Genomic DNA, 18,949 nt, shown 5'->3' with positions numbered 1-18,949 from the left:
GCGCGGGGCAGCCGGAGCCCTTTTCCCCAACTCCCCTGGCCATGAACCTCCTGCCCGTCACCATCCTCCTGCTTGCCGCCAGCGTGGTGGCCGTGGCCCTGTTCCGCCGCTTCCAGCTGCCGCCGGTGCTGGGCTACCTGGTGGTGGGCACCCTGGTCGGCCCCCACGCCTTCGGCCTGTTGCGCGACGTGGCCAGCGTGCAGCACCTGGCCGAATTCGGCGTGGTGTTCCTGATGTTCTCGATCGGGCTGGAATTCTCCCTGCCCAAGCTGCATGCCATGCGCCAGGTGGTGTTCGGCCTGGGCTCGGCCCAGGTCCTGGGGGTGATGGCGGCGGTGCTGCTGATCTGCCTGGCAGCCGGGTTGACCTGGCAGGCCGGCATCGCCCTGGGCGGTATCGTCGCCATGTCGTCCACCGCCGTGTTGTCCAAGCTGCTGGCCGAGCGCCTCGAGCTGGATTCGCCCCACGGCCGCCAGGTGATTGGGGTGCTGTTGTTCCAGGATCTGGCGGTGGTGCCCCTGCTGATCCTGATCCCCGCCTTCGCCGAGCCGGCCGGCGAGATGCTGCGCACCCTGGGGCTGGCGGCGCTAAAAGCGGTGTTCGTGCTGACCCTGGTGCTTTATCTGGGACAGAAGCTGATGCGCCGCCTGTTCTACGTGGTGGCCCGGCGCCAGTCCGCCGAACTGTTCGTGCTCAACGTGCTGCTGGTGACCCTGGGCCTGGCCTACGTCACCGAGCTGGCCGGCCTGTCCCTGGCCCTTGGGGCCTTCGTCGCCGGCATGCTGATCTCCGAGACCGAGTTCCGCCACCAGGTGGACGAGGACATCAAGCCCTTCCGTGACGTGCTGATGGGCCTCTTCTTCGTCACCGTGGGGATGCTGCTCGATCCGCACACCGTGCTCGACTACTTCCCCTGGGTGCTGCTCGCCCTGGTGCTCCTGCTCCTGGGCAAGTTCGCCCTGGTGGCGGGGTTGTCGCGGCTGATGGGCGCCTCCCCGGGCACGGCCCTGCGCAGCGGGCTATGGCTGGCGGCGGGGGGCGAGTTCGGCTTCGTGCTGATCTCTCTCACCGGCAACCAGCCCCTGATGCCCATGGAAGTGCTCCAGGTGGTGCTGGCCGCCCTGGTGCTGTCGATGCTGGCGGCGCCCCTGATCGTCCATTACAGCGAGCGCATCGTGATGCGCCTGGCCACCAGCGAATGGATGCTGCGCTCGATGCAGCTGACCCGCATCGCCGCCCAGACCATGGCCACCGACCGCCACGTGCTGATCTGCGGCTTCGGCCGTTCCGGCCAGCACCTGGCCCGCTTCCTCGCCCGGGAAGGGTTTTCCTACGTGGCCCTGGACCTGGACCCGGAGCACGTACGCGAGGCGGTGACGGCCGGCGAGTCGGCGGTCTACGGTGACGCGACGCGCAAGGAAACCCTGGTGGCGGCCGGTCTCTCCCGGGCCCAGGTGCTGGTGGTGACCTTCAACGACACCCCGTCGGCCGAGCGCATCTTGCACCATGTCCAGCAACTCCGGCCGGACCTGCCGGTGGTGGTGCGCACCGCCGACGAGCGGGACCTGGAGCGTCTCGCCAAGGCCGGTGCTGCCGAGGTGGTGCCGGACGTGATGGAAGCCACCTTGATGTTGGCGTCCCACGCCCTGGTGCTGCTCGGGGTGCCCCTCAACCGGGTGCTGCGCCGCTTGCGCGAGACCCGCAGCGAACGGTATCGGCTGCTGCGCGGCTTCTTCCACGGCCTGACCGAGCGGGCCGACGACAGTCCGGACATCCAGGCGCCCCGATTGCACTCGGTGCTGCTCACCGAGCAGGCCCACGGGGTGGGGCGCAGCATCGAGGAGCTGGGCCTGGACCAGATGCGCATCGAGGTCAGCGCCGTGCGCCGGCGCGGCATCACCGGGGTCGAGCCGGCTCCGGACATGCGTTTTCAGGCCGGCGATGTGGTGGTGCTGCTGGGCGGCCAGTACGAGGTGAGTGCCGCCGAGACTCGCCTGCTCAAGGGCTGATAGGGCGGGGCCGAGGGACGATCGGGGCGGGGTCAGAACGCCGCGCAGACGGTGTAGGTCTGGTCGTCCTGTAGCGCCGCCGCCGAGACGGCGGCCTGGGTCAGGCTGGCGGCCGAGATGGTGCCGGCGGTGGCCCGCACCGAGCCGGTATGGGTGGCACCGTCGTCCATGGTGACGTCGATCTGTCGGGCGAACTTGCCCTGGATGCCGGAAGAACAGACGAAGAACGAGCCGCTCATGCCCGTGATCGGCGGTGTGCTCTGCACGCCCAGGCGGCCGCCGTCGGCGTTGGTGGGCAGCACGTCCCGGGGTGCTGCGAAGTTGGTGCTGCCGGCGGCTAGGTTGGCGAGCCGGATGTGCTGCCACAGGGCCACGCTTTCGTCGCCGGCCGATTCCGAATTGAAGGCACCTTCGATCCGGCCGTTGCCGGAGGTGCCGCCGCCCTGGGCGGCGGGGTCGAGCAGGGCCACGCCGGCCGAGACGGCGCTGCCGCCCAGGTGGGCCGTGGCCTGGCGGTCGTCCCCGGGCAGGGTGCGGAACTTGTCCTGGTAGCTGTAGATGAAGACCGGCACGGTGCGGAAATCGTTGACGAAGTTCTTCACCTTGGCGCTGTTGATCAGCTCCTGGCCCTTCAGGACACCGCCCAGCAAGAGGCCGATGATGACCAGCACGATGGCGATTTCCACCAGGGTGAAACCACGCTGCTGCTGCATGGGGCGACCTCCCGACGGTTGGGCGGCCCGTCGGGCGGACCAGGCCCTAGGTTTGCAGGCGAGGAAATGGGTCGGGGGATTATCTATCGGGCGCCGAAAAATGTGAATGTCATTTTTTGGCGCCCGGCGGGCCGTGCCTGGAGTGTCAGGCCCGCTGCGGGGCGGGTTCGGCGCTGCCGTTGTCTTCCGGGCGGGCCGCCTGGCGGCCGAGCAGGCGGTAGATCACCGTGTCGCCCTTGCCCTTGAGGGACAGGGTCAGGGGCGGGGTGAAGTCGAAGCGGTCGCGCAGGCGTTGGTAGGTGGCCTCGTCCACCTGGATCATGCCGGGCTGGCCTTCGCCGGTGATGCGGCTGGCCGTGTTCACCGTGTCGCCCCACAGGTCGTAGATGAACTTGTTCTTGCCCACCACCCCGGCCACCACCGGGCCGGTGCCGATGCCGATGCGCACGTCCAGGTGGCGCCGGTTCACGTCGAAATCCCGGTGCAGCAGGTCGCGCATGGCCAGGGCCAGGTCGGCGATGGCCGCCGTGTAGTCGGGGCGCAGGCCCTCGGCGAGACTGTTGCCCTCGTCCAGCCCGCCGGCGGCCATGTAAGCGTCGCCGATGGTCTTGATCTTCTCCAGCCCGTACTGCTGGGCCAGTTCGTCGAAGGTGGAGAAGATGCGGTTGAGCATCGAGAACACCTGCTGGGGCGACAGCCCCTCGGCCACGTGGGTGAAGTTCACGATGTCGGCGAACATCACCGAGACGTCGGCGAAGCCGTCGGCGATGGTTTGGTTGCCCCGCTTCAGCCGCTCGGCGATGGGGCCGGGCAGGACGTTGAGCAGCAGCCGCTCGGAACGGTCCTGTTCGGCCTGGAGCAGGCGGTGGGCATCTTCCAGGCGCTGCTGGGTCCGCTCCCGCTCGACGGAGGCGAAGCGCAGCAGCAGGAAGACCAGGGCGGAAACCGCGGTCAGGTTGAGGGTGAAGAACAGCCCGCTGACCTCGGCCGGCACCGCGTGGGCATGGCCGGCCAGGGCGTAGTCCACCACGCCGGAGATCAGGATGAGCGCCAGGTAGGCCGCGAACCAGGCGACGGACTGGCCCACGCCCACCAGCATGATGGCGCCTACCGGCGCCAGCACGCCCCATAGGCAGAGGCCGGAGGCGGCGACGAACGACCCCATACCCCATTGGGCCGCGAATGGCATCACCAGGAAAAAGCCCAGCTGGACATTGCGGAACAGGACGAGGTTGCCACCCTTCAGGTAGCCCAGCAGGTTGACCGCCAACAGCAAGTTGAAGACCACCGGCAACAGGGCGGAAAAGCGGACCCCGAGCAGCCAGTAGAGGCCGTACCAGACTAGGGAGACGAGGCTCGCCAGGGCCGTGGCGGCCAGCAGCAAGGCTTTCTTATGCTGCTCCGCGTCCGTGTCCGGGGTGGAAGCTCCTGCCTGGCATAGCGTGTCGAGAAGGCCGGGGGCGGCGGTCATTGGGTTGCGGTCGGCGAAAAGATGGCAGGCCCTCCATTATTGGTGCGGCATCCATCGGGGTAAAGGCTTCTCTGCCCGTTTAGGCCGGGTTGGGCGGGGGATCGAGGCCGGCCGGCGGAGTGCTCACGGCGACCGCCAGGCATAACGCCATGGCGGCAGGCCGCTCCTGGCAGCACCGGGGGATACACCTTGCCGGGCGTGGGGGCCGGGCAAGGTGGCGGGAGCAACGGGGTCAGCCCCGCTTCAACAGCGGTGCCAAGAAGCGGCCGGTATGGCTCTGCTTGACCTTGGCCACGGCCTCCGGCGTGCCGGTGGCGATGATCTGGCCGCCGCCGCCGCCGCCCTCGGGGCCCAGGTCCACCAACCAGTCGGCGGTCTTGATCACGTCCAGGTTGTGCTCGATCACCACCACCGTGTTGCCGTGGTCGGCCAGGCGGTGCAACACCGTCAGCAGCAGTTCGATGTCGGCGAAGTGCAGGCCGGTGGTGGGTTCGTCCAGGATGTACAGGGTGCGGCCGGTATCGCGCTTGGACAGTTCCAGGGCCAGCTTGACCCGCTGGGCCTCGCCGCCGGACAGGGTGGTGGCGCTCTGGCCCAGGGTGATGTAGGAAAGACCCACGTCCACCAGAGTTTGCAGCTTGCGGGCCACCACCGGCACGGCGTCGAAGAATTCCCGGGCCTGTTCCACGGTCATTTGCAGCACGTCGTAGATCGACTTGCCCTTGTAGTGCACCTCCAGGGTTTCCCGGTTGTAACGCTTGCCGTGGCAGACGTCGCAAGGCACGTAGATGTCCGGTAGGAAGTGCATCTCCACCTTGATCACGCCGTCGCCCTGGCAGGCCTCGCAGCGGCCGCCCTTGACGTTGAAGCTGAAGCGGCCCGGACCGTAGCCCCGGGAGCGGGATTCCGGCACCCCGGCGAACAGCTCGCGGATGGGGGTGAGCAGACCGGTGTAGGTGGCCGGGTTGGAACGGGGAGTGCGGCCGATGGGGCTCTGGTCCACGTTGATCACCTTGTCGAAGTGATCCAGGCCGACGATCTCGTCGTGCTCGGCGGGCTCGGTGTTGGAGCCGTACAGGGTCTTGGCCGCCACCGCGTACAGGGTGTCGTTGATCAGGGTGGACTTGCCTGAGCCGGAAACCCCGGTGACGCAGGTGAACAGCCCCACCGGCAAGGTCAGGTCGGTGCCCTTGAGGTTGTTGCCCCGGGCCCCCTTCACTACCAGTTCACGCTCCGGGTCCGGGGCGCGGCGCTGGGCGGGCACGGCGATGCGCTTCTTGCCCGACAGGTAGGCGCCGGTCAGTGATTCCGGGTTCTTGGCCACCTGGCCCGGCGTGCCCTCGGCGACGATGGCGCCGCCGTGCACCCCGGCCCCGGGGCCGATGTCCACCACGTAGTCGGCGGTGAGGATTGCGTCCTCGTCGTGCTCCACCACGATGACCGTGTTGCCGATGTCGCGCAGCTGGGCCAGGGTCTTCAGCAGGCGGTCGTTGTCGCGCTGGTGCAGGCCGATGGATGGCTCGTCGAGCACGTACATGACGCCGGTGAGGCCGGAGCCGATCTGGCTGGCCAGGCGGATGCGCTGGGCCTCGCCGCCGGACAGGGTCTCGGCGGAGCGGTCCAGGGACAGGTAGTCCAGGCCCACGTTGATGAGGAACTGCAGGCGGGAGGTGATCTCCTTGAGAATCTTCTCCGCCACCTGGGCCTTGTGGCCGGTCATCTCCAGGTTGAAGAAGAAGTCCCGGGCCGCCGCCAGGGGCATGCGGCTGATCTCGTGCAGGGTCTTGCCCTGGTCGCCCTGGCCGATGCGCACGTGGCGCGCCTCCTTGCGCAGGCGGGTGCCTTCGCAGGTGGGGCAGGGGCGGGTGCTGATGTACTTGGCCAGCTCTTCCTTGACCGTCAGGGAGTCGGTTTCCTTGTAGCGCCGTTCCAGGTTGGGAATGATGCCTTCGAAGGCGTGCTCCTTGAGCACGTACTTGCCCCGCTCGTTGAGGTACTGGAAGGCGATGGCCTCCTTGCCCGAACCGAACAGCAGAATCTCCCGGGTCGCCTCGGGCAGCTCGTTCCACGGCGTATCCACGTCGAAGCCGTAGTGCTGGGCCAGGGACAGCAGCATCTGGAAGTAGAACTGGTTGCGCCGGTCCCAGCCGCGGATGGCGCCGGCGGACAGGGACAGCTCCGGATGGGCTACTACCCGCTTCGGGTCGAAGAACTGCATCACCCCCAGGCCGTCGCACTTGGGGCAGGCGCCCATCGGGTTGTTGAAGGAGAAGATGCGCGGCTCCAGCTCCTGCAAGGCGTAGGAGCACACCGGGCAGGCGAACTTGGCCGAGAACAGGTGTTCCGTGTCCGAATCCATCTCCAGGGCGATGGCCCGGCCGTCGGCGTGGCGCAGGGCGGTCTCGAAGGACTCGGCCAGGCGCTGGCGCATGTCGTCGCGCACCTTGAGCCGGTCCACCACCACGTCGATGGTGTGCTTCTTGTTCTTGTCCAGCTTGGGTAGGGCGTCGATCTCGTGGATCTCGCCATCGATGCGCAGGCGCACGAAGCCCTGGGCGCGCAGTTCGGCGAACAGGTCGAGCTGCTCGCCCTTGCGGTTGGCCACCACTGGCGCCAGGATCATCAGCTTGGTGTCCTCGGGCAGGGCCAGCACGTGGTCCACCATCTGGGAGACGGTCTGGGCTTCCAGGGGCAGGTGATGGTCCGGGCAGTAAGGCGTGCCGGCTCGGGCGAACAGCAGGCGCAGGTAGTCGTGGATCTCGGTGACCGTGCCCACGGTGGAGCGCGGGTTGTGGCTGGTGGCCTTCTGCTCGATGGAAATGGCCGGCGACAGGCCCTCGATCAGGTCCACGTCAGGCTTTTCCATCAGTTGCAGGAACTGCCGGGCGTAGGCCGAGAGGCTTTCCACGTAGCGGCGCTGGCCCTCGGCATAGAGGGTGTCGAAGGCCAGGGACGACTTGCCGGAGCCGGACAGGCCGGTGATCACGATCAGCTTGTCCCGGGGTAGGTCCAGGCTGATGTTCTTCAGGTTATGGGTCCGCGCGCCGCGGATCTTGATCTCGTCCATGGGGTGTCCGGCTCGATTGGGGGCAACCGGAAACTATACCCTGGCGGCGGAGTGAAAGGGAGTTCGGCCTGTGTGGAACCCACGGCTGTTTCCCCCGGCAGGCCTGCTGGCTTCCTCTTCAGTGCCGGTGCGCGGGGAAACTCCTCCAGCAAACCGCCCCACCGCAAGCGGCCTATAGTGACGCTTTCTGCGATGACATACCCGCCAGTAGCATGGCGTTGTCATCACTTCGCTTGGGATCATCTCGATGGCAACAAAATCGGTCGAAGCACTCGTCGCCGACATCCAGCTGCTTGGAACGGAGCAATATGAAGTGGTCCAGTCCGTGCGCAAGCTGATTCATCGGATGTTTGCTCCCTGTGTGGAAGAGGTCAAATACGGCGGCGTACTCTTTTCGTCCGGGGGCCGCTTCTGTGGCCTGTTCGCATACAAGGCCCATGTATCGCTCGAGTTCGGCGATGGCGCAAAGATTCAAGACCCGCATGGTTATCTCGAAGGTTCCGGTAAGGGCCGGCGGCACATCAAGCTCAAGACCGTGGCGGAAATCGAATCCAAGAAGGTTGCCGATTACTTGCCGCTTGCTCATGCGGTGGCCAAAAGTATGGCCGGTCCCATCGATTGTTCCTGAAAGGCTCCCATGTCGCGCCCCGATCTTCATCTTTATGTCGACGCTCAATTCGTCAGCCCTTATGGCATGTCCGCCTTTGTGGCGCTGCATGAAAAGGGCTTGCCGTTCGAATTGGTGCCGCTGAACCTCGCCGCCAAGGAAACCGAGGCGCCGCACTTTGCCGCCCAGTCCATCACCAGGCGCGTTCCAACGCTCATTCACGGGGACTTCGCCCTGTCCGAGTCGTCGGCGATTGCGGAGTACGTCGATGAGGTTTTCCCGGGAACGCCACTTTACCCGGCCAACGTCCGCGACCGTGCCCGGGCCCGCCAGATTCAAGCCTGGCTGCGCAGCGATCTGGTTGCGCTACGTAACGAGCGCTCGACCGAGGTCGTATTCCTTCGGCCGGTCGACACACCGGACACACCGTTATCCCGGGAGGCCCAGGCCGCCGCCGACAAGCTCATTGCCGCTGCGGAGCTTCTGCTTCCCTCGGGGGAGACGAATCTCTTCGGGGACTGGAGCATCGCGGATACGGACCTGGCCTTGATGCTGAATCGTCTCGTTCTGAACGGCGACCCGGTTCCGGCGGCCCTGGCCGCCTACGCCCGGCGCCAATGGCAGCGCCCGTCCGTGCAGCTATGGGTAGGCCGGGAGCGGCCTACCCCGTAATTCATCCCCTCAAAACCGCGCCGACCAGATCATGCCCAACTGGCCGTCCCGGGCGCCGGCGATGTTGTTCACGTCCTTGCGGCCGATGACTTGCAGGATCACGGACTGGTTGCGGGCGATCGGGGTGTCGTAGGCCAGCTTCACGTCCACTTGGCGGCCGGTGGGTACCAGGCTGGTCATTTCGGTGCCGTAGTGGGCGACGCCGAACTGGTCGATGCTGGTGGTGGCGACGCCGGCCTGGCCGGCCGTCACGCGCAACGGCTGCTTCACGGAGATCGTCAGCCGGTCCTCATCGCCGAAGATGCGCTTGGCGAGGTAGGTGGCGCCGTAGGAGCGGGACTGGATGTTGGTCGTCTCGGTCAGTAGGCCGCTGCCGCTGCCGCCCCGGGTGAAGGCGAATCCCGCTTCCATCAGCAGGCTGCGGTCGGCGTCGAAGGCGTAGGCCAGGGAGAGGCCATAGCTGGTGGTGCGGTTGGTGCCCAGATCCAGGGCGCTATTGGGCGCGTAGCTGCTGCCGAGCAGCCCGTAGGTTTCGCTCAGCTGTCCCAGGGTGATGCCGCCGGTCCAGCGGTCGGCGAACTTGTAGGTCACCCCCAGGTTGAGGTTCATTGCGCTGGTGGGGCCGGTCACCTGGCCCCAGGCCGGGTTGCCGGCGTAGAACTCGGTGGGGGTGCGGGTCAGGGAGAGGGCCGCCCGGACGCCCGAGTCGAGCCGGGTGCCGTAGGCCATGTGGTAGCCGCCCTGGGCCAGGTCGGAAAGGTTGGAAACCCCCAGCTCGCTGCCCAGGTACGAAAGGTTGGCGTCCTCGTACAGGGCGCGGGAGAAGGCGTACTTGGAGGCGATGCCGTAACCCATGGCCAGGGTGCTGCCGGCGGCGTTGGTGAAGGCGACGAAGCCGACGTTGGGTACCGGGCTGCCGTCGTTGTTGGCGAACACGCCCAGCCGGTCCGCCGGGCTGAGGGCCGGCGCCTGCCAGGTGGCGATCTGGCCGCCGTCGTTCAGCTTCATCACCGCCACGCCCGTGTTCGGGTTGCTGGGCAGCGGGTTCACGCTGGCTGCGGTGGGGCGGGATTGGATCAGGCCCGACAGGTTGACCGTGAAGTTGCGCTGGTAGCCGTCCAGGGCGGTGTAGTTGGCCAGCTTGGCCTGCACCGAGGCAAGGCTGCCCAGGGCGCCGCCGGTGATCAGGGAGCCGGTCAGGCTGGTCAGGGCGACGGTCTTGCCGTTGGCCTGGGTGACGGTCAGGGCCCCGTAGGGCTGGAAGGCAGTGCCCAGGTTGACCAGGCCGGTGCCGTAGCTCGTATCCACGCCCTTGGCACCCAGGTCGGTGGCGGTGGCGAGCAGCAGGTTGGCGGCGGTGCCGTTGGTCTTGAGGATCGGCCAGGCGGATTCGAGCAGGGCCAGGGAACCGCTGACCACGGGGGCGGCCATCGAGGTGCCGGACCACAGGGCCATGGCGCCCGAGCCGTACATGATGCCCGGGGCCAGGATGTTGGTGCCCGGCGCAGTGATCCAGCGGGAGGCGTAGGTGGCCTGGGTGCCGCTGGTGCTGACGAAGCTGCCGGTGCCCGGGGTGTTGGTGTATGAGGCGTTCTTGGCCGCCGTGGTGTCCAGGGCGCCGGCCAGGATCAGATGGCTGATGGCCGCCTGGGTGAAGCCCAGGCTGTTGGCGTTGTTGAGCAGGGCCTGGCTGCTGTTGCCGCCGGCCCAGACGATGAACACGCCCTTGGCGGCGGCGGCGTTGACCGCGGCCACGATGTCCGCGGTGGGCATGAAGGTCAGCGACAGGTTGATGATGGCGCTGCCCGCCGCCACGGCCCGGTTGATGCCGTTGACCACGTCGGTGCTGGTGCCGGAGCCGGCGCTGCTCAGGGCCTTTTCGGCGACGATGTTGGCGTTGGGGGCCACGCCGATGTAGCTGCCGGCGGCGACCGTGTAGCCCGAGTAGCTGTAGGTGCCGGTGGTGGTCTTGTTGGCGGCGGCGATCGAGGCCACGGCAGTGCCGTGGCCGTTGTCGTCCAGGGCACCGCTGGTGCAGCGGAAGCTCACCGCGGCGCAGCCGCTCAGCTGGGTGGAGACCTGGCCGCTGGCGAACACCGGGTTGCTGGCGACGATGCCCGTGTCCACCGTGCCGATGATCACGCCCTTGCCCCAGTTGGCGGCGGAAAGGATGGCGTTGGTTTCCCCGATCTGAACCAGCCAGGGGGCGGGCCCCGGCGTGGTGGCGGCCTGGGCGCCGGCGGCAAAGGCGGAAAGCAGCGCCAGGGCCACGGGAGTGCGCTTGACGAGGGAGTTGAGCATCTCGATTTCCTTCCGGAGTGCGCGAAATCGGGATGCAAAGCGGGATGCGGGCGAGGCCCGGCATGACGAAACGCCCTTGCGGCATTCCGGCAGCCCGGCTGGCCTGGAGTTTCCTCGTTAGCCCCGCAGCTTTGCGTCCCCGGCTTTCGACGGGTTTGCCAATGTCGTCAATCTAGGACGACGGCCTGACAAACCTCTGACCCGTCCAACGATTGGGGGGCGAAAGCGGCGGGGAACGCCACCGGCCGGGAAGGGGCGCTCCCCGGAGAACGAGTACTGGCGCGGACCTTAGCCCTGCTCGCCGAGACGGTACTTGCGGATCTTGTCGTGCAGGGTGGTCTTGGCCACGCCCAGGGCTTCGGCGGTGCGGGAGAGGCTGCCGCCGTGGCGGCCCAGGGCGTCGGCGATCAGGGCGCGCTCGAACGATTCGACGGATTCCGCCAGCGCCAGGGGCGCGGCCGGGGCGGCGGCGGCAAAGGGGGCTACGCCGGCCTCGATGCCCAGCACGCAGCGGTCGGCCACGTTGCGCAGCTCGCGCACGTTGCCCGGCCAGTCGTAGGCCAGCAACTGCTGCAAGCGGGCCGGATCGGCCGGGGGCGCCGGGCGCTGGTGGCGGGCGGCGGCCTGGAGCAGGAAGTGCTCGAACAGCAGGGGGATGTCCTCCCGGCGCTCGCGCAGGGGCGGCAGGGGCAGGGTGGCGACGCTCAGGCGGTAGTAGAGGTCGTTGCGGAAACGCCCCTGGCCGGACAGGGTCAGCAGGTCCTCCTTGGTGGCGGCCACCACCCGGCAATCGATGGGGACCGAGGTGTTGGAGCCCAGGCGCTCCAGGCAGCGCTCCTGCAATACCCGCAGCAGCTTGATCTGCATCGCCACGGGCATGGACTCGATCTCGTCGAGGAACAGGGTACCCCCGCTGGCATGCTCGATCTTGCCGATGCGGCGCTTCCCGGCGCCGGTGTAGGCCCCGGCCTCATGGCCGAAGATCTCGCTTTCGAACAGGGTGTCGGGCAGACCGCCGCAGTTGATGGCGACGAAGTTGCCGTGGCGGCGCGGGCCAGCCTCGTGCAGGCAGCGGGCCACCAGCTCCTTGCCGGTGCCGGTCTCGCCGAAGATCAGCACGTCGGCGGCGCTGTTGGCCAGGTCGCCGATCAGCTGGCGCACCCGCACCATGGCCGGCGAACGGCCGATCAGCCGGGCCTCCAGCTGGTCCTGGCTCTCCAGCCGGGCGCGCAGGGCGCGCACTTCCAGGGTCAGGCGGCGCTTGTCCAGGGCGCGCCGGGTCACGTCCACCAGGTGCTCCGGGGCGAAGGGCTTCTCGATGAAGTCGTAGGCCCCGTCCTTCATCGCTTGCACCGCCAGGGACACGTCGCCGTGGCCGGTGATCAGCACCACCGGCAGCTCCGGGTCCAGGGCATGCAGTTCGCGCAGCAGGGCCATGCCGTCGGCGCCGGGCAGGCGGATGTCGCTTACCACCACCCCGGCGAAGTTGGCCCCCAGCCGCTTGCGCGCCTGCTCCACCGAGCCGGCGGACTGGGTCGCGATGCCTTCGAGTTGCAGGGCCTGCTCGCAGCCCAGGCGCACGTCCGGGTCGTCCTCGACGATCAGCACGGACAGGGTGGGGGTGGGCGAAGTAAGGGGGGCGTCAGTCATGGCGGTTCTCGTCGGCGGCGGGGATTTCCAGGGTGAACGCGGCGCCGCCTTCCGGGTGGTTGTCGCCGTCCAGGGTGCCGCCGAAGTCGCGCACGATGCCGGCGGAGATGGGCAGCCCCAGGCCCAGGCCGACCCCGGCTTCCTTGGTGGTGAAGAAGGGCTCGAACAGGTGGGCGCGCACGTCGTCGCTCAGGCCCGGGCCGTGGTCGCGCACCCGCAGGCGCAGCAGGGTGCCCGCCGCTTCGCCGGACAGTTCCAGGCAGGGCTCGGGCTGGCCGGCCATGGCGTCGAGGGCGTTGCCGATCAGGTTGACCAGCACCTGCTCCAGCCGGTTCGGGTCGCAGTGGGCCACCAGGTCGGCGGCGGGCAGGCGGCTCACGACCCGGGTGCCGCTCTGGCGCAGGCGCTGGTCGAGCAGCGCCAGGGCGTTGTCCAGGGCCTGTTGCAGCACCACCGGCCGGGGCTGTCCCGAGGACTTGCGGGCGAAGGACTTGAGCTGGCCGGTGAGGCTGCCCATGCGGTCCACCAGCTGGGCGATGCGCGTCAGGTTGCCGCGCACCGTGGGCAGGTCGCCCCGGTCGAGGAACTTGCCGGCGTTGCCGGACAGGGTGCGCAGGGCGGCCAGGGGCTGGTTCAGCTCGTGGGCGATGCCGGCGGACAGCTGGCCGATCACCGCCAGCTTGCCGGCCTGGACCAGCTCGTCCTGGGCGGCGCGCAGGGTGCGCTCGGCGCGGATGCGTTCGGCCACTTCCTCCTGCAGGCGGGCGTTGGCGGCGGACAGGTCGGCGGTGCGCACGGCCACCTTGCGCTCCAGTTCGTCGTGGGCCCGTTGCAGGGCTTCCCGGGCGGCCAGACGGTCGCGCAGGTGGCGGCGCCGCTCGTTGAACATGATCAGCACGATGAACACCAGCACGGCGGCGATGCCGGCCAGGGCGGCCCGGCTGGCGGCCATCTCGCGCACCGGCTCGACGTGGGAGAACACGGTGAGGCTCCAGGGCGTGCCGGGCAGGGGCTGGGACTGGGCGAGGAACTGGCCGGTCACCGGGAACACCGACACCATCTCCGGCCCGACCCGGGGCAGCTTCACCATGCGGGCGCCGTGGTCGAGGGCGGCGATTTCCTTGACCCCCAGGGGGTTGAGGGCGCGCCGGTTGTATTGCTGGGTGCGGTCGAAGGTGTGGCGGGTGGCTTCGTCCAGGGGGGCGAGGGCGGTGAACTTCCAGTCCGGCACCGAGGCCAGGATCACTACCCCGTTCTCGTCCGAGACCAGCACCGGGGCTTCCACCGTGGCCCAGGATTTTTCCAGCTGCTCCAGGCTGACCTTGACCACCGCCACGCCCACGGTGCCCTGGGCGTTGGTCAGGGCCGAGGCCAGGTAGTAGCCCGGTTCGCCCCGGGTGGTGCCGATGCCGAAGAAGCGGCTGCTGCCGTTTTCCATGGCGTCGCGGAAGTAGGGGCGGAACGACAGGTCCTCGCCGAGAAAGCTGTCCGGGCGGCGCCAGTTGCTGGTGGCGAGCACCGTGCCCCGGGTGTCGAGCACGTAGACCGACAGGGTGCCGGCCCGGTCGTTGAGCTGTTCCAGGTAGACGTTCATCCGCCGTGCCAGGGGCGTGTCCCGCTCGCCCTTGGCGAGCAGGTCGAGCACGTCCCGCTCCAGCCCCAGGGTGGTGGGGAAGTAGGCGTACTTGTCGATTTCCCGTTCCAGGCTGGCGGTGTAGAGGTCGAGCCGGTGTCGGCCGGTGAGTTGCAGTTCGGCCAGGCCCATGGCCTGACTGACCCGGAAGGTGGCGTAGCTGGCGCCGCCGATCAGCGCGGCCAGGCCCAGCAGCAGGGCCAGGAGGCGGAGCAGGCGTTGCGGGGCGGGCATGATGGGCAGGGCCGGGTCCGGGGCGGAAAACGGCCCCATGCTATCAGGCGCGGCGGCCGCCGGGCGGGGTTCGTCACGCATGGCGGTGGCGGAGGGCGGCTGGCGCGGGGCGGTTGCCGTCGGGCGTCATGGCGGGAGAAAAAGAAGCCCGGCAAAAAGGTGCCGGGCGAACTGGAGGAAGGTTGGGGCGGCGGCGTTGTCGGGCCGCCGCCCGGTGAGGCGGCGTCAGGCCGCTTCGGGGTAGGTTTCGTCCACCACCGGCAGGGATTCCTCGGCGTCGGCCTGGTCGGCCGGCACCGGGTCGATGGCGCCTTCCCACTTGGCCACCACGGCGGTGGCGATGGAGTTGCCCAGCACGTTGGTGACGGTGCGGCCCATGTCGAGGAAGTGGTCGATGCCCAGCACCAGTAGCAGGCCGGCTTCCGGCAGGTTGAACATGGGCAGCACGGCGGCCACCACCACCAAGGAGGCCCGGGGCACCCCGGCGATGCCCTTGGAGGACACCATCAGCACCAGCAGCATGGTGATCTGGGCAGTGATGCTCATCGGGATGTCGTAGGCCTGGGCGATGAACAGGGCCAGGAAGGTGGTGTACATCATCGAGCCGTCCAGGTTGAAGGAGTAACCCAGGGGCAGGACGAAGCCGGTGACCCGGTTCTTGATCCCGAACTTCTCCAGCTGCTCCATCAGCTTGGGATAGACGGATTCGCTGGAAGCGGTGGAGAAGCCCACCAGCAGCGGGCCGCGCACCAGCTTGAGGAGGCGGAACACGTCCTTGCCCAGCACCGCGAAGCCGGCCAGGATCAGCACGCCCCACAGGGCGGCCAGGGCGACGTAGAAGCTGAGCATGAACTTGCCGAACACCAGCAACATGCCCAGGCCGTTGATGGTGATGGCGGCGGCCACGGCGCCGAACACGCCGAAGGGGGCGAAGCGCATCACGTAGTCGGTGACCTTAAGCATCACGTGCACCACCTCGTCCATGGTGTTCACCAGGGAGCGGGCGGTCTGGTTGTGCAGGTGGCCCAGGGCGACGCCGAAGAACACGGCGAAGATGAGGATTTGCAGCACCTCGTTGCCGGCCATGGCTTCGATCACGCTCTTGGGAAAGACGTGGGTGATGAAGTCCTTCAGGTTGAGGGCGGCGGTCTTCAGGTTGAGGCCGGCGGCGGAATCGGGCAGGGGTACGTTCAGCCCGTGGCCCGGGTGCAGCACGTTGGCAAAGAGCAGGCCGATGAAGAGCGAACAGAACGAAGCGCAGATGAACCAGCCCAGGGCGCGGCCGCCGATGCGGCCCACCGCCTTGGCGTCGCCCATGTTGGCCAGGCCCGCCACCAGGGTGGCGAAGATCAGGGGCGCGATGATCATTTTGATCAGGCGCAGGAAGATATCGGTGAGGATGCCGAAATAGCCGGCCAGCTCCTTGGCCGCCGCCGCTTCCGGGACCAGTTCGTGGCAGGCGTAGCCGACGACGATGCCGAGGACCAGGGCAACCCCGATCCAGGTGGTCAGCTTGTTCATTTTCATTGCAGGACTCCTCCCCCGGTCAGGCCGGGATGAAATGGGAATGACGTTGATCGTCTCTTCGGTGGGGGATCAGGGCTTGGCGGCGGGGGCGGCGGGAGCAGCAGGGATGGCCCGCGGCCGGGTCAGCACCTCGGGGCGCAGTACCTCGGCCAGGGCTTCCGGGGTCATCAGCTGCCGGGCCAGCACCACCTCGGTGACGCTCTTGCCGCTGCGGAAGGCCTCCGCCGCCACTTCGGTGGCGTTGGCGTAGCCGATGTAGGGGTTCAGCGCGGTGACGATGCCGATGGAGTTCTCGACGCTGGCGCGCAGGGTGTCCCGGTTGGCGGTGATGCCGTCCACGCAGCGGTCCGCCAGGGTCAGGCAGCCGGCGCGCAGGTGGTGAACGCTCTTGAACAGGCTGTGGGCGATGATCGGCTCGAAGGCGTTGAGCTGGAGCTGGCCGGCCTCGGCGGCGAAGGTGACGGTCTGGTCGTTGCCGATCACCTCGTAGGCGATCTGGTTCACCACTTCGGGGATCACCGGGTTCACCTTGCCCGGCATGATCGACGAGCCGGCCTGGCGTGCCGGCAGGTTGATCTCGCCCAGGCCGGCGCGGGGGCCGGAAGAGAGCAGGCGCAGGTCGTTGCAGGTCTTGGACAGCTTCACCGCCACCCGCTTCAGTACGCCGGACAGCTGCACGAAGGAACCGCAGTCCTGGGTGGCTTCCACCAGGTTGGGCGCGGTCACCACCGGCACCCCGCTCACCTCGGCGAGCAGGCGGCAGACCAGGGGGGCGTAGTCCGGGTGGGCGTTGATGCCGGTGCCGATGGCGGTGGCGCCCAGGTTGATCTCGCGGATCAGCAGGGCCGCTTCCTTGAGCCGTTCCTCGTCCTCGCCGAGCATCACGGCGTAGGTGGAGAACTCCTGGCCGAGGGTCATGGGCACCGCGTCCTGCAACTGGGTGCGGCCCATCTTGAGCACGTCGGCGAATTCGTCGGCTTTGCGCTCGAAGCTGCGGCGCAGGTGGGCCATGGCCTCCACCAGGCGGAAGATGCCCACGTAGGTGGCCAGCTTGAGGGCCGAGGGATACACGTCGTTGGTGGACTGCCCCATGTTGACGTGCTCGTTGGGGTGCAGGTGGGCGTACTCGCCCTTGCCGTGACCGAGGATTTCCAGGGCCCGGTTGGCGATCACCTCGTTGGCGTTCATGTTGGTCGAGGTGCCGGCGCCGCCCTGGATCACGTCCACCACGAACTGGTCGTGCAGCTTGCCGGCGATCAGCTCGCGGCAGGCGGCGACGATGGCGTCGGCCCGGGTGGCGTCGAGCAGGCCGAGCTGCTGGTTGGCGCGGGCGGCGGCCAGCTTGATCTGGGCCAGGGCCCGGATCAGGTCCGGGTAAACGGCGATGGAAATGCCGGTGATGGGAAAGTTTTCCAGGGCGCGCAGGGTATGCACGCCGTAATAGACGTCGGCAGGGACGTTCTTGTCGCCGAGCAGGTCGTGCTCGGAACGGTAGGGGGTGCCGCTCATGGTGTCTCCGGTCTCCTGGTGTGGTGGCCTCTCGTGTGGAGGCCCTCAGGAATTGCACGGAGCGTGCCAGGTGGCGATCCGGCGCAATGCCTTGATCGGACGTTGTTTTTTTATGACGGTCCGGGTGAGGCGGTCGGATTTACGGATGGCGGGGGTGTGGATCGTTCGGAAATCCGAACGGCAAGGGAGGGGGCGGGACGCCTTTGGCGTGGATGCGCGCGCAGGGATGGGGCCGGCGAAGAACCTCGCCGTCAGGCGAACCTGTTACGATAGCCGCCTTTTTCGTCCTACCGAGTGCCCATGGCCGCCGTCGACCCCGTTTCCTCCGGGAACGCCATGAATGCAGAAGAACGCCGCGCCGGCGTCAGCCTCGCCGCCATCTTCGCCCTGCGCATGCTGGGGCTGTTCCTCATCCTGCCGGTTTTCGCCGTCTATGCCCGGGACCTGCCTTCCGGCCACAACGCCGGGCTGATCGGCCTGGCCATCGGCGCCTACGGCATCACCCAGGCCTTCTTGCAGATTCCCTTCGGCATGGCCTCCGACCGCTTCGGGCGCAAGCCGGTGATCGTGGTCGGGCTGCTGCTGTTCATCGCCGGCAGCATCGTCGCCGCCCTGGCCAACGACCTGCCCCAAATCCTGGTGGGCCGTGTCCTTCAGGGCGCCGGGGCGATCTCCGCCGCCGTCACCGCCCTGGCCGCCGACCTGACCCGGGAATCCCAGCGCACCAAGGTCATGGCCATGATCGGATCGAGCATCGGCCTCACCTTCGCCGGCTCCCTGGTGCTGGCGCCGCTGCTGTTCCGCACCGTGGGCATGGGCGGCATCTTCTGGCTCACCGCCCTGCTCGCCGCCGGCGCCATCGCCGCCCTGCTGCTGATCGTGCCCGACCCGGTGCGGGACGTTTCCGCCGCCGAGCGCGGCATCGGCCGGGCCCGCTTCGCCGACGTGCTGCGCGACGGGCGCCTGCTGCGCCTCAACTTCGGCGTGTTCGCCCTGCACCTGATGCAGACCGCCATGTGGGTGGTGGTGCCCGCCGCCCTGGTGCGGGTCGGCGACCTGCCCCTGGGCGAGCACTGGAAGGTGTACCTGCCGGCGGTGCTGGTGTCCTTCGCCGTGATGGTGCCGGCGGTGATCGCCGCCGAGAAGCACGGGCGCATGAAGCTGGTGTTCAACGGCGCCGTGGCCCTGCTGGTGCTGGTGCAGCTGGGGTTCGAAGCCTTCGGCGATTCCCTGGCCGGCCTGTCGTTGTGCCTGACCCTGTTCTTCGTCTCGTTCAACGTGCTGGAAGCCACCCAGCCGTCCCTCATCTCGCGCATCGCCCCGCCCCAGGCCAAGGGCGCGGCCCTGGGGGTGTACAACACCACCCAGTCCCTGGGGCTGTTCCTGGGCGGCGCCGTGGGCGGCGCCATCGTCCAGCGCGCCGGCCCCCACACCGTGTACTGGGCCTGTGCCGGCATCGCCCTGCTGTGGCTGACGGTGGCCGCCACCTTCCAGTTTCCCCCGCCCCGCGGCAAGGATTGAGCTTTTCGCCTGCCGGGCGTTTCGATCGACCGAGG

The 18,949-nt window shown here is 68.3% G+C and carries 12 protein-coding genes and 1 riboswitch; of the genes, 4 read left to right on the top strand and 8 right to left on the bottom strand.

The annotated features are described in order from the left end of the window. Window positions 1-41 precede the first annotated feature (41 nt). Window positions 42-2,009, top strand: a complete 1,968-nt coding sequence (locus V7Z98_RS02405) for a monovalent cation:proton antiporter-2 (CPA2) family protein (protein ID WP_334156854.1) — start codon at window positions 42-44, stop codon at window positions 2,007-2,009. A gap of 32 nt (window positions 2,010-2,041) precedes the next feature. Here V7Z98_RS02405 and V7Z98_RS02400 read toward each other — a convergent pair whose 3' ends face one another. The 3 genes from V7Z98_RS02400 to uvrA all read right to left on the bottom strand — a co-directional run bounded on the left by V7Z98_RS02400 (window position 2,042) and on the right by uvrA (window position 7,260). Beyond that, on the bottom strand, window positions 2,042-2,722 hold the full coding sequence (locus V7Z98_RS02400) for a prepilin-type N-terminal cleavage/methylation domain-containing protein (RefSeq protein ID WP_334156853.1): 681 nt from the start codon (window positions 2,720-2,722) through the stop codon (window positions 2,042-2,044). A gap of 145 nt (window positions 2,723-2,867) precedes the next feature. Then, window positions 2,868-4,193: an adenylate/guanylate cyclase domain-containing protein gene (locus tag V7Z98_RS02395; protein ID WP_334156852.1), complete on the bottom strand. Its 1,326-nt coding sequence runs from the start codon at window positions 4,191-4,193 to the stop codon at window positions 2,868-2,870. A gap of 232 nt (window positions 4,194-4,425) precedes the next feature. Then, window positions 4,426-7,260, bottom strand: coding sequence for an excinuclease ABC subunit UvrA (gene uvrA / locus V7Z98_RS02390; protein WP_334156851.1), 2,835 nt, complete (start codon window positions 7,258-7,260; stop codon window positions 4,426-4,428). Between the two features lie 247 nt (window positions 7,261-7,507). On the opposite strand from uvrA, the gene V7Z98_RS02385 reads away from it, so the two are divergent. Both V7Z98_RS02385 and yfcF read left to right on the top strand, forming a co-directional pair. Continuing rightward, window positions 7,508-7,888 carry a DUF1801 domain-containing protein gene (locus V7Z98_RS02385; RefSeq protein WP_334156850.1) on the top strand — a complete coding sequence of 127 codons (381 nt, stop codon included), beginning with the start codon at window positions 7,508-7,510 and terminating at the stop codon, window positions 7,886-7,888. A 9-nt stretch (window positions 7,889-7,897) separates the two neighbouring features. Then, window positions 7,898-8,539: a glutathione transferase gene (gene yfcF, locus V7Z98_RS02380; RefSeq protein ID WP_334156849.1), complete on the top strand. Its 642-nt coding sequence runs from the start codon at window positions 7,898-7,900 to the stop codon at window positions 8,537-8,539. 9 nt (window positions 8,540-8,548) lie between these two features. Here the strand turns inward: yfcF and V7Z98_RS02375 are convergent, their stop codons facing one another. From V7Z98_RS02375 to aspA, 5 genes are all read right to left on the bottom strand, one after another. Beyond that, a complete protein-coding gene (locus V7Z98_RS02375) occupies window positions 8,549-10,840 on the bottom strand; it encodes a S8 family peptidase (RefSeq protein ID WP_334156848.1) in 2,292 nt (763 codons plus the stop codon). Window positions 10,841-10,925: 85 nt separating this feature from the next. Continuing rightward, a riboswitch (cyclic di-GMP riboswitch) is annotated at window positions 10,926-11,010 on the bottom strand. A 118-nt stretch (window positions 11,011-11,128) separates the two neighbouring features. Continuing rightward, a complete protein-coding gene (locus tag V7Z98_RS02370; protein WP_334156847.1) occupies window positions 11,129-12,490 on the bottom strand; it encodes a sigma-54-dependent transcriptional regulator in 1,362 nt (453 codons plus the stop codon). Next, window positions 12,483-14,438: a sensor histidine kinase gene (locus tag V7Z98_RS02365; protein ID WP_334156846.1), complete on the bottom strand. Its 1,956-nt coding sequence runs from the start codon at window positions 14,436-14,438 to the stop codon at window positions 12,483-12,485. The genes V7Z98_RS02370 and V7Z98_RS02365 overlap by 8 nt, the downstream gene beginning before the upstream one ends. A gap of 144 nt (window positions 14,439-14,582) precedes the next feature. Further along, window positions 14,583-15,884, bottom strand: a complete 1,302-nt coding sequence (locus V7Z98_RS02360; RefSeq protein ID WP_293259435.1) for a dicarboxylate/amino acid:cation symporter — start codon at window positions 15,882-15,884, stop codon at window positions 14,583-14,585. A 69-nt stretch (window positions 15,885-15,953) separates the two neighbouring features. Continuing rightward, window positions 15,954-17,393, bottom strand: coding sequence for an aspartate ammonia-lyase (gene aspA, locus V7Z98_RS02355; RefSeq protein ID WP_334156845.1), 1,440 nt, complete (start codon window positions 17,391-17,393; stop codon window positions 15,954-15,956). Between the two features lie 336 nt (window positions 17,394-17,729). Here aspA and V7Z98_RS02350 point away from each other — a divergent pair, with 336 nt between their 5' ends. Next, window positions 17,730-18,914 carry an MFS transporter gene (locus V7Z98_RS02350; protein WP_293260297.1) on the top strand — a complete coding sequence of 395 codons (1,185 nt, stop codon included), beginning with the start codon at window positions 17,730-17,732 and terminating at the stop codon, window positions 18,912-18,914. Window positions 18,915-18,949: the final 35 nt, after the last annotated feature.

It is taken from the genome of Oryzomicrobium sp. (assembly GCF_036820405.1).
GTDB lineage: Bacteria > Pseudomonadota > Gammaproteobacteria > Burkholderiales > Rhodocyclaceae > Oryzomicrobium.
The sequence above is the reverse complement of the archived record's forward strand: the minus strand, read 5'-3'. Positions and strand labels throughout refer to the sequence as shown.

Excerpts from the sequence above, each read along its gene's own strand:
- V7Z98_RS02360 (WP_293259435.1), bottom strand. The coding sequence starts at position 15,884 with ATGAAAATGAACAAGCTGACCACCTGGATCGGGGTTGCCCTGGTCCTC.
- uvrA (WP_334156851.1), bottom strand. The coding sequence starts at position 7,260 with ATGGACGAGATCAAGATCCGCGGCGCGCGGACCCATAACCTGAAGAAC.
- V7Z98_RS02400 (WP_334156853.1), bottom strand. The coding sequence starts at position 2,722 with ATGCAGCAGCAGCGTGGTTTCACCCTGGTGGAAATCGCCATCGTGCTG.
- V7Z98_RS02385 (WP_334156850.1), top strand. The coding sequence starts at position 7,508 with ATGGCAACAAAATCGGTCGAAGCACTCGTCGCCGACATCCAGCTGCTT.
- aspA (WP_334156845.1), bottom strand. The coding sequence starts at position 17,393 with ATGAGCGGCACCCCCTACCGTTCCGAGCACGACCTGCTCGGCGACAAG.
- V7Z98_RS02375 (WP_334156848.1), bottom strand. The coding sequence starts at position 10,840 with ATGCTCAACTCCCTCGTCAAGCGCACTCCCGTGGCCCTGGCGCTGCTT.
- V7Z98_RS02350 (WP_293260297.1), top strand. The coding sequence starts at position 17,730 with ATGAATGCAGAAGAACGCCGCGCCGGCGTCAGCCTCGCCGCCATCTTC.
- V7Z98_RS02395 (WP_334156852.1), bottom strand. The coding sequence starts at position 4,193 with ATGACCGCCGCCCCCGGCCTTCTCGACACGCTATGCCAGGCAGGAGCT.
- yfcF (WP_334156849.1), top strand. The coding sequence starts at position 7,898 with ATGTCGCGCCCCGATCTTCATCTTTATGTCGACGCTCAATTCGTCAGC.
- V7Z98_RS02365 (WP_334156846.1), bottom strand. The coding sequence starts at position 14,438 with ATGCGTGACGAACCCCGCCCGGCGGCCGCCGCGCCTGATAGCATGGGG.
- V7Z98_RS02405 (WP_334156854.1), top strand. The coding sequence starts at position 42 with ATGAACCTCCTGCCCGTCACCATCCTCCTGCTTGCCGCCAGCGTGGTG.
- V7Z98_RS02370 (WP_334156847.1), bottom strand. The coding sequence starts at position 12,490 with ATGACTGACGCCCCCCTTACTTCGCCCACCCCCACCCTGTCCGTGCTG.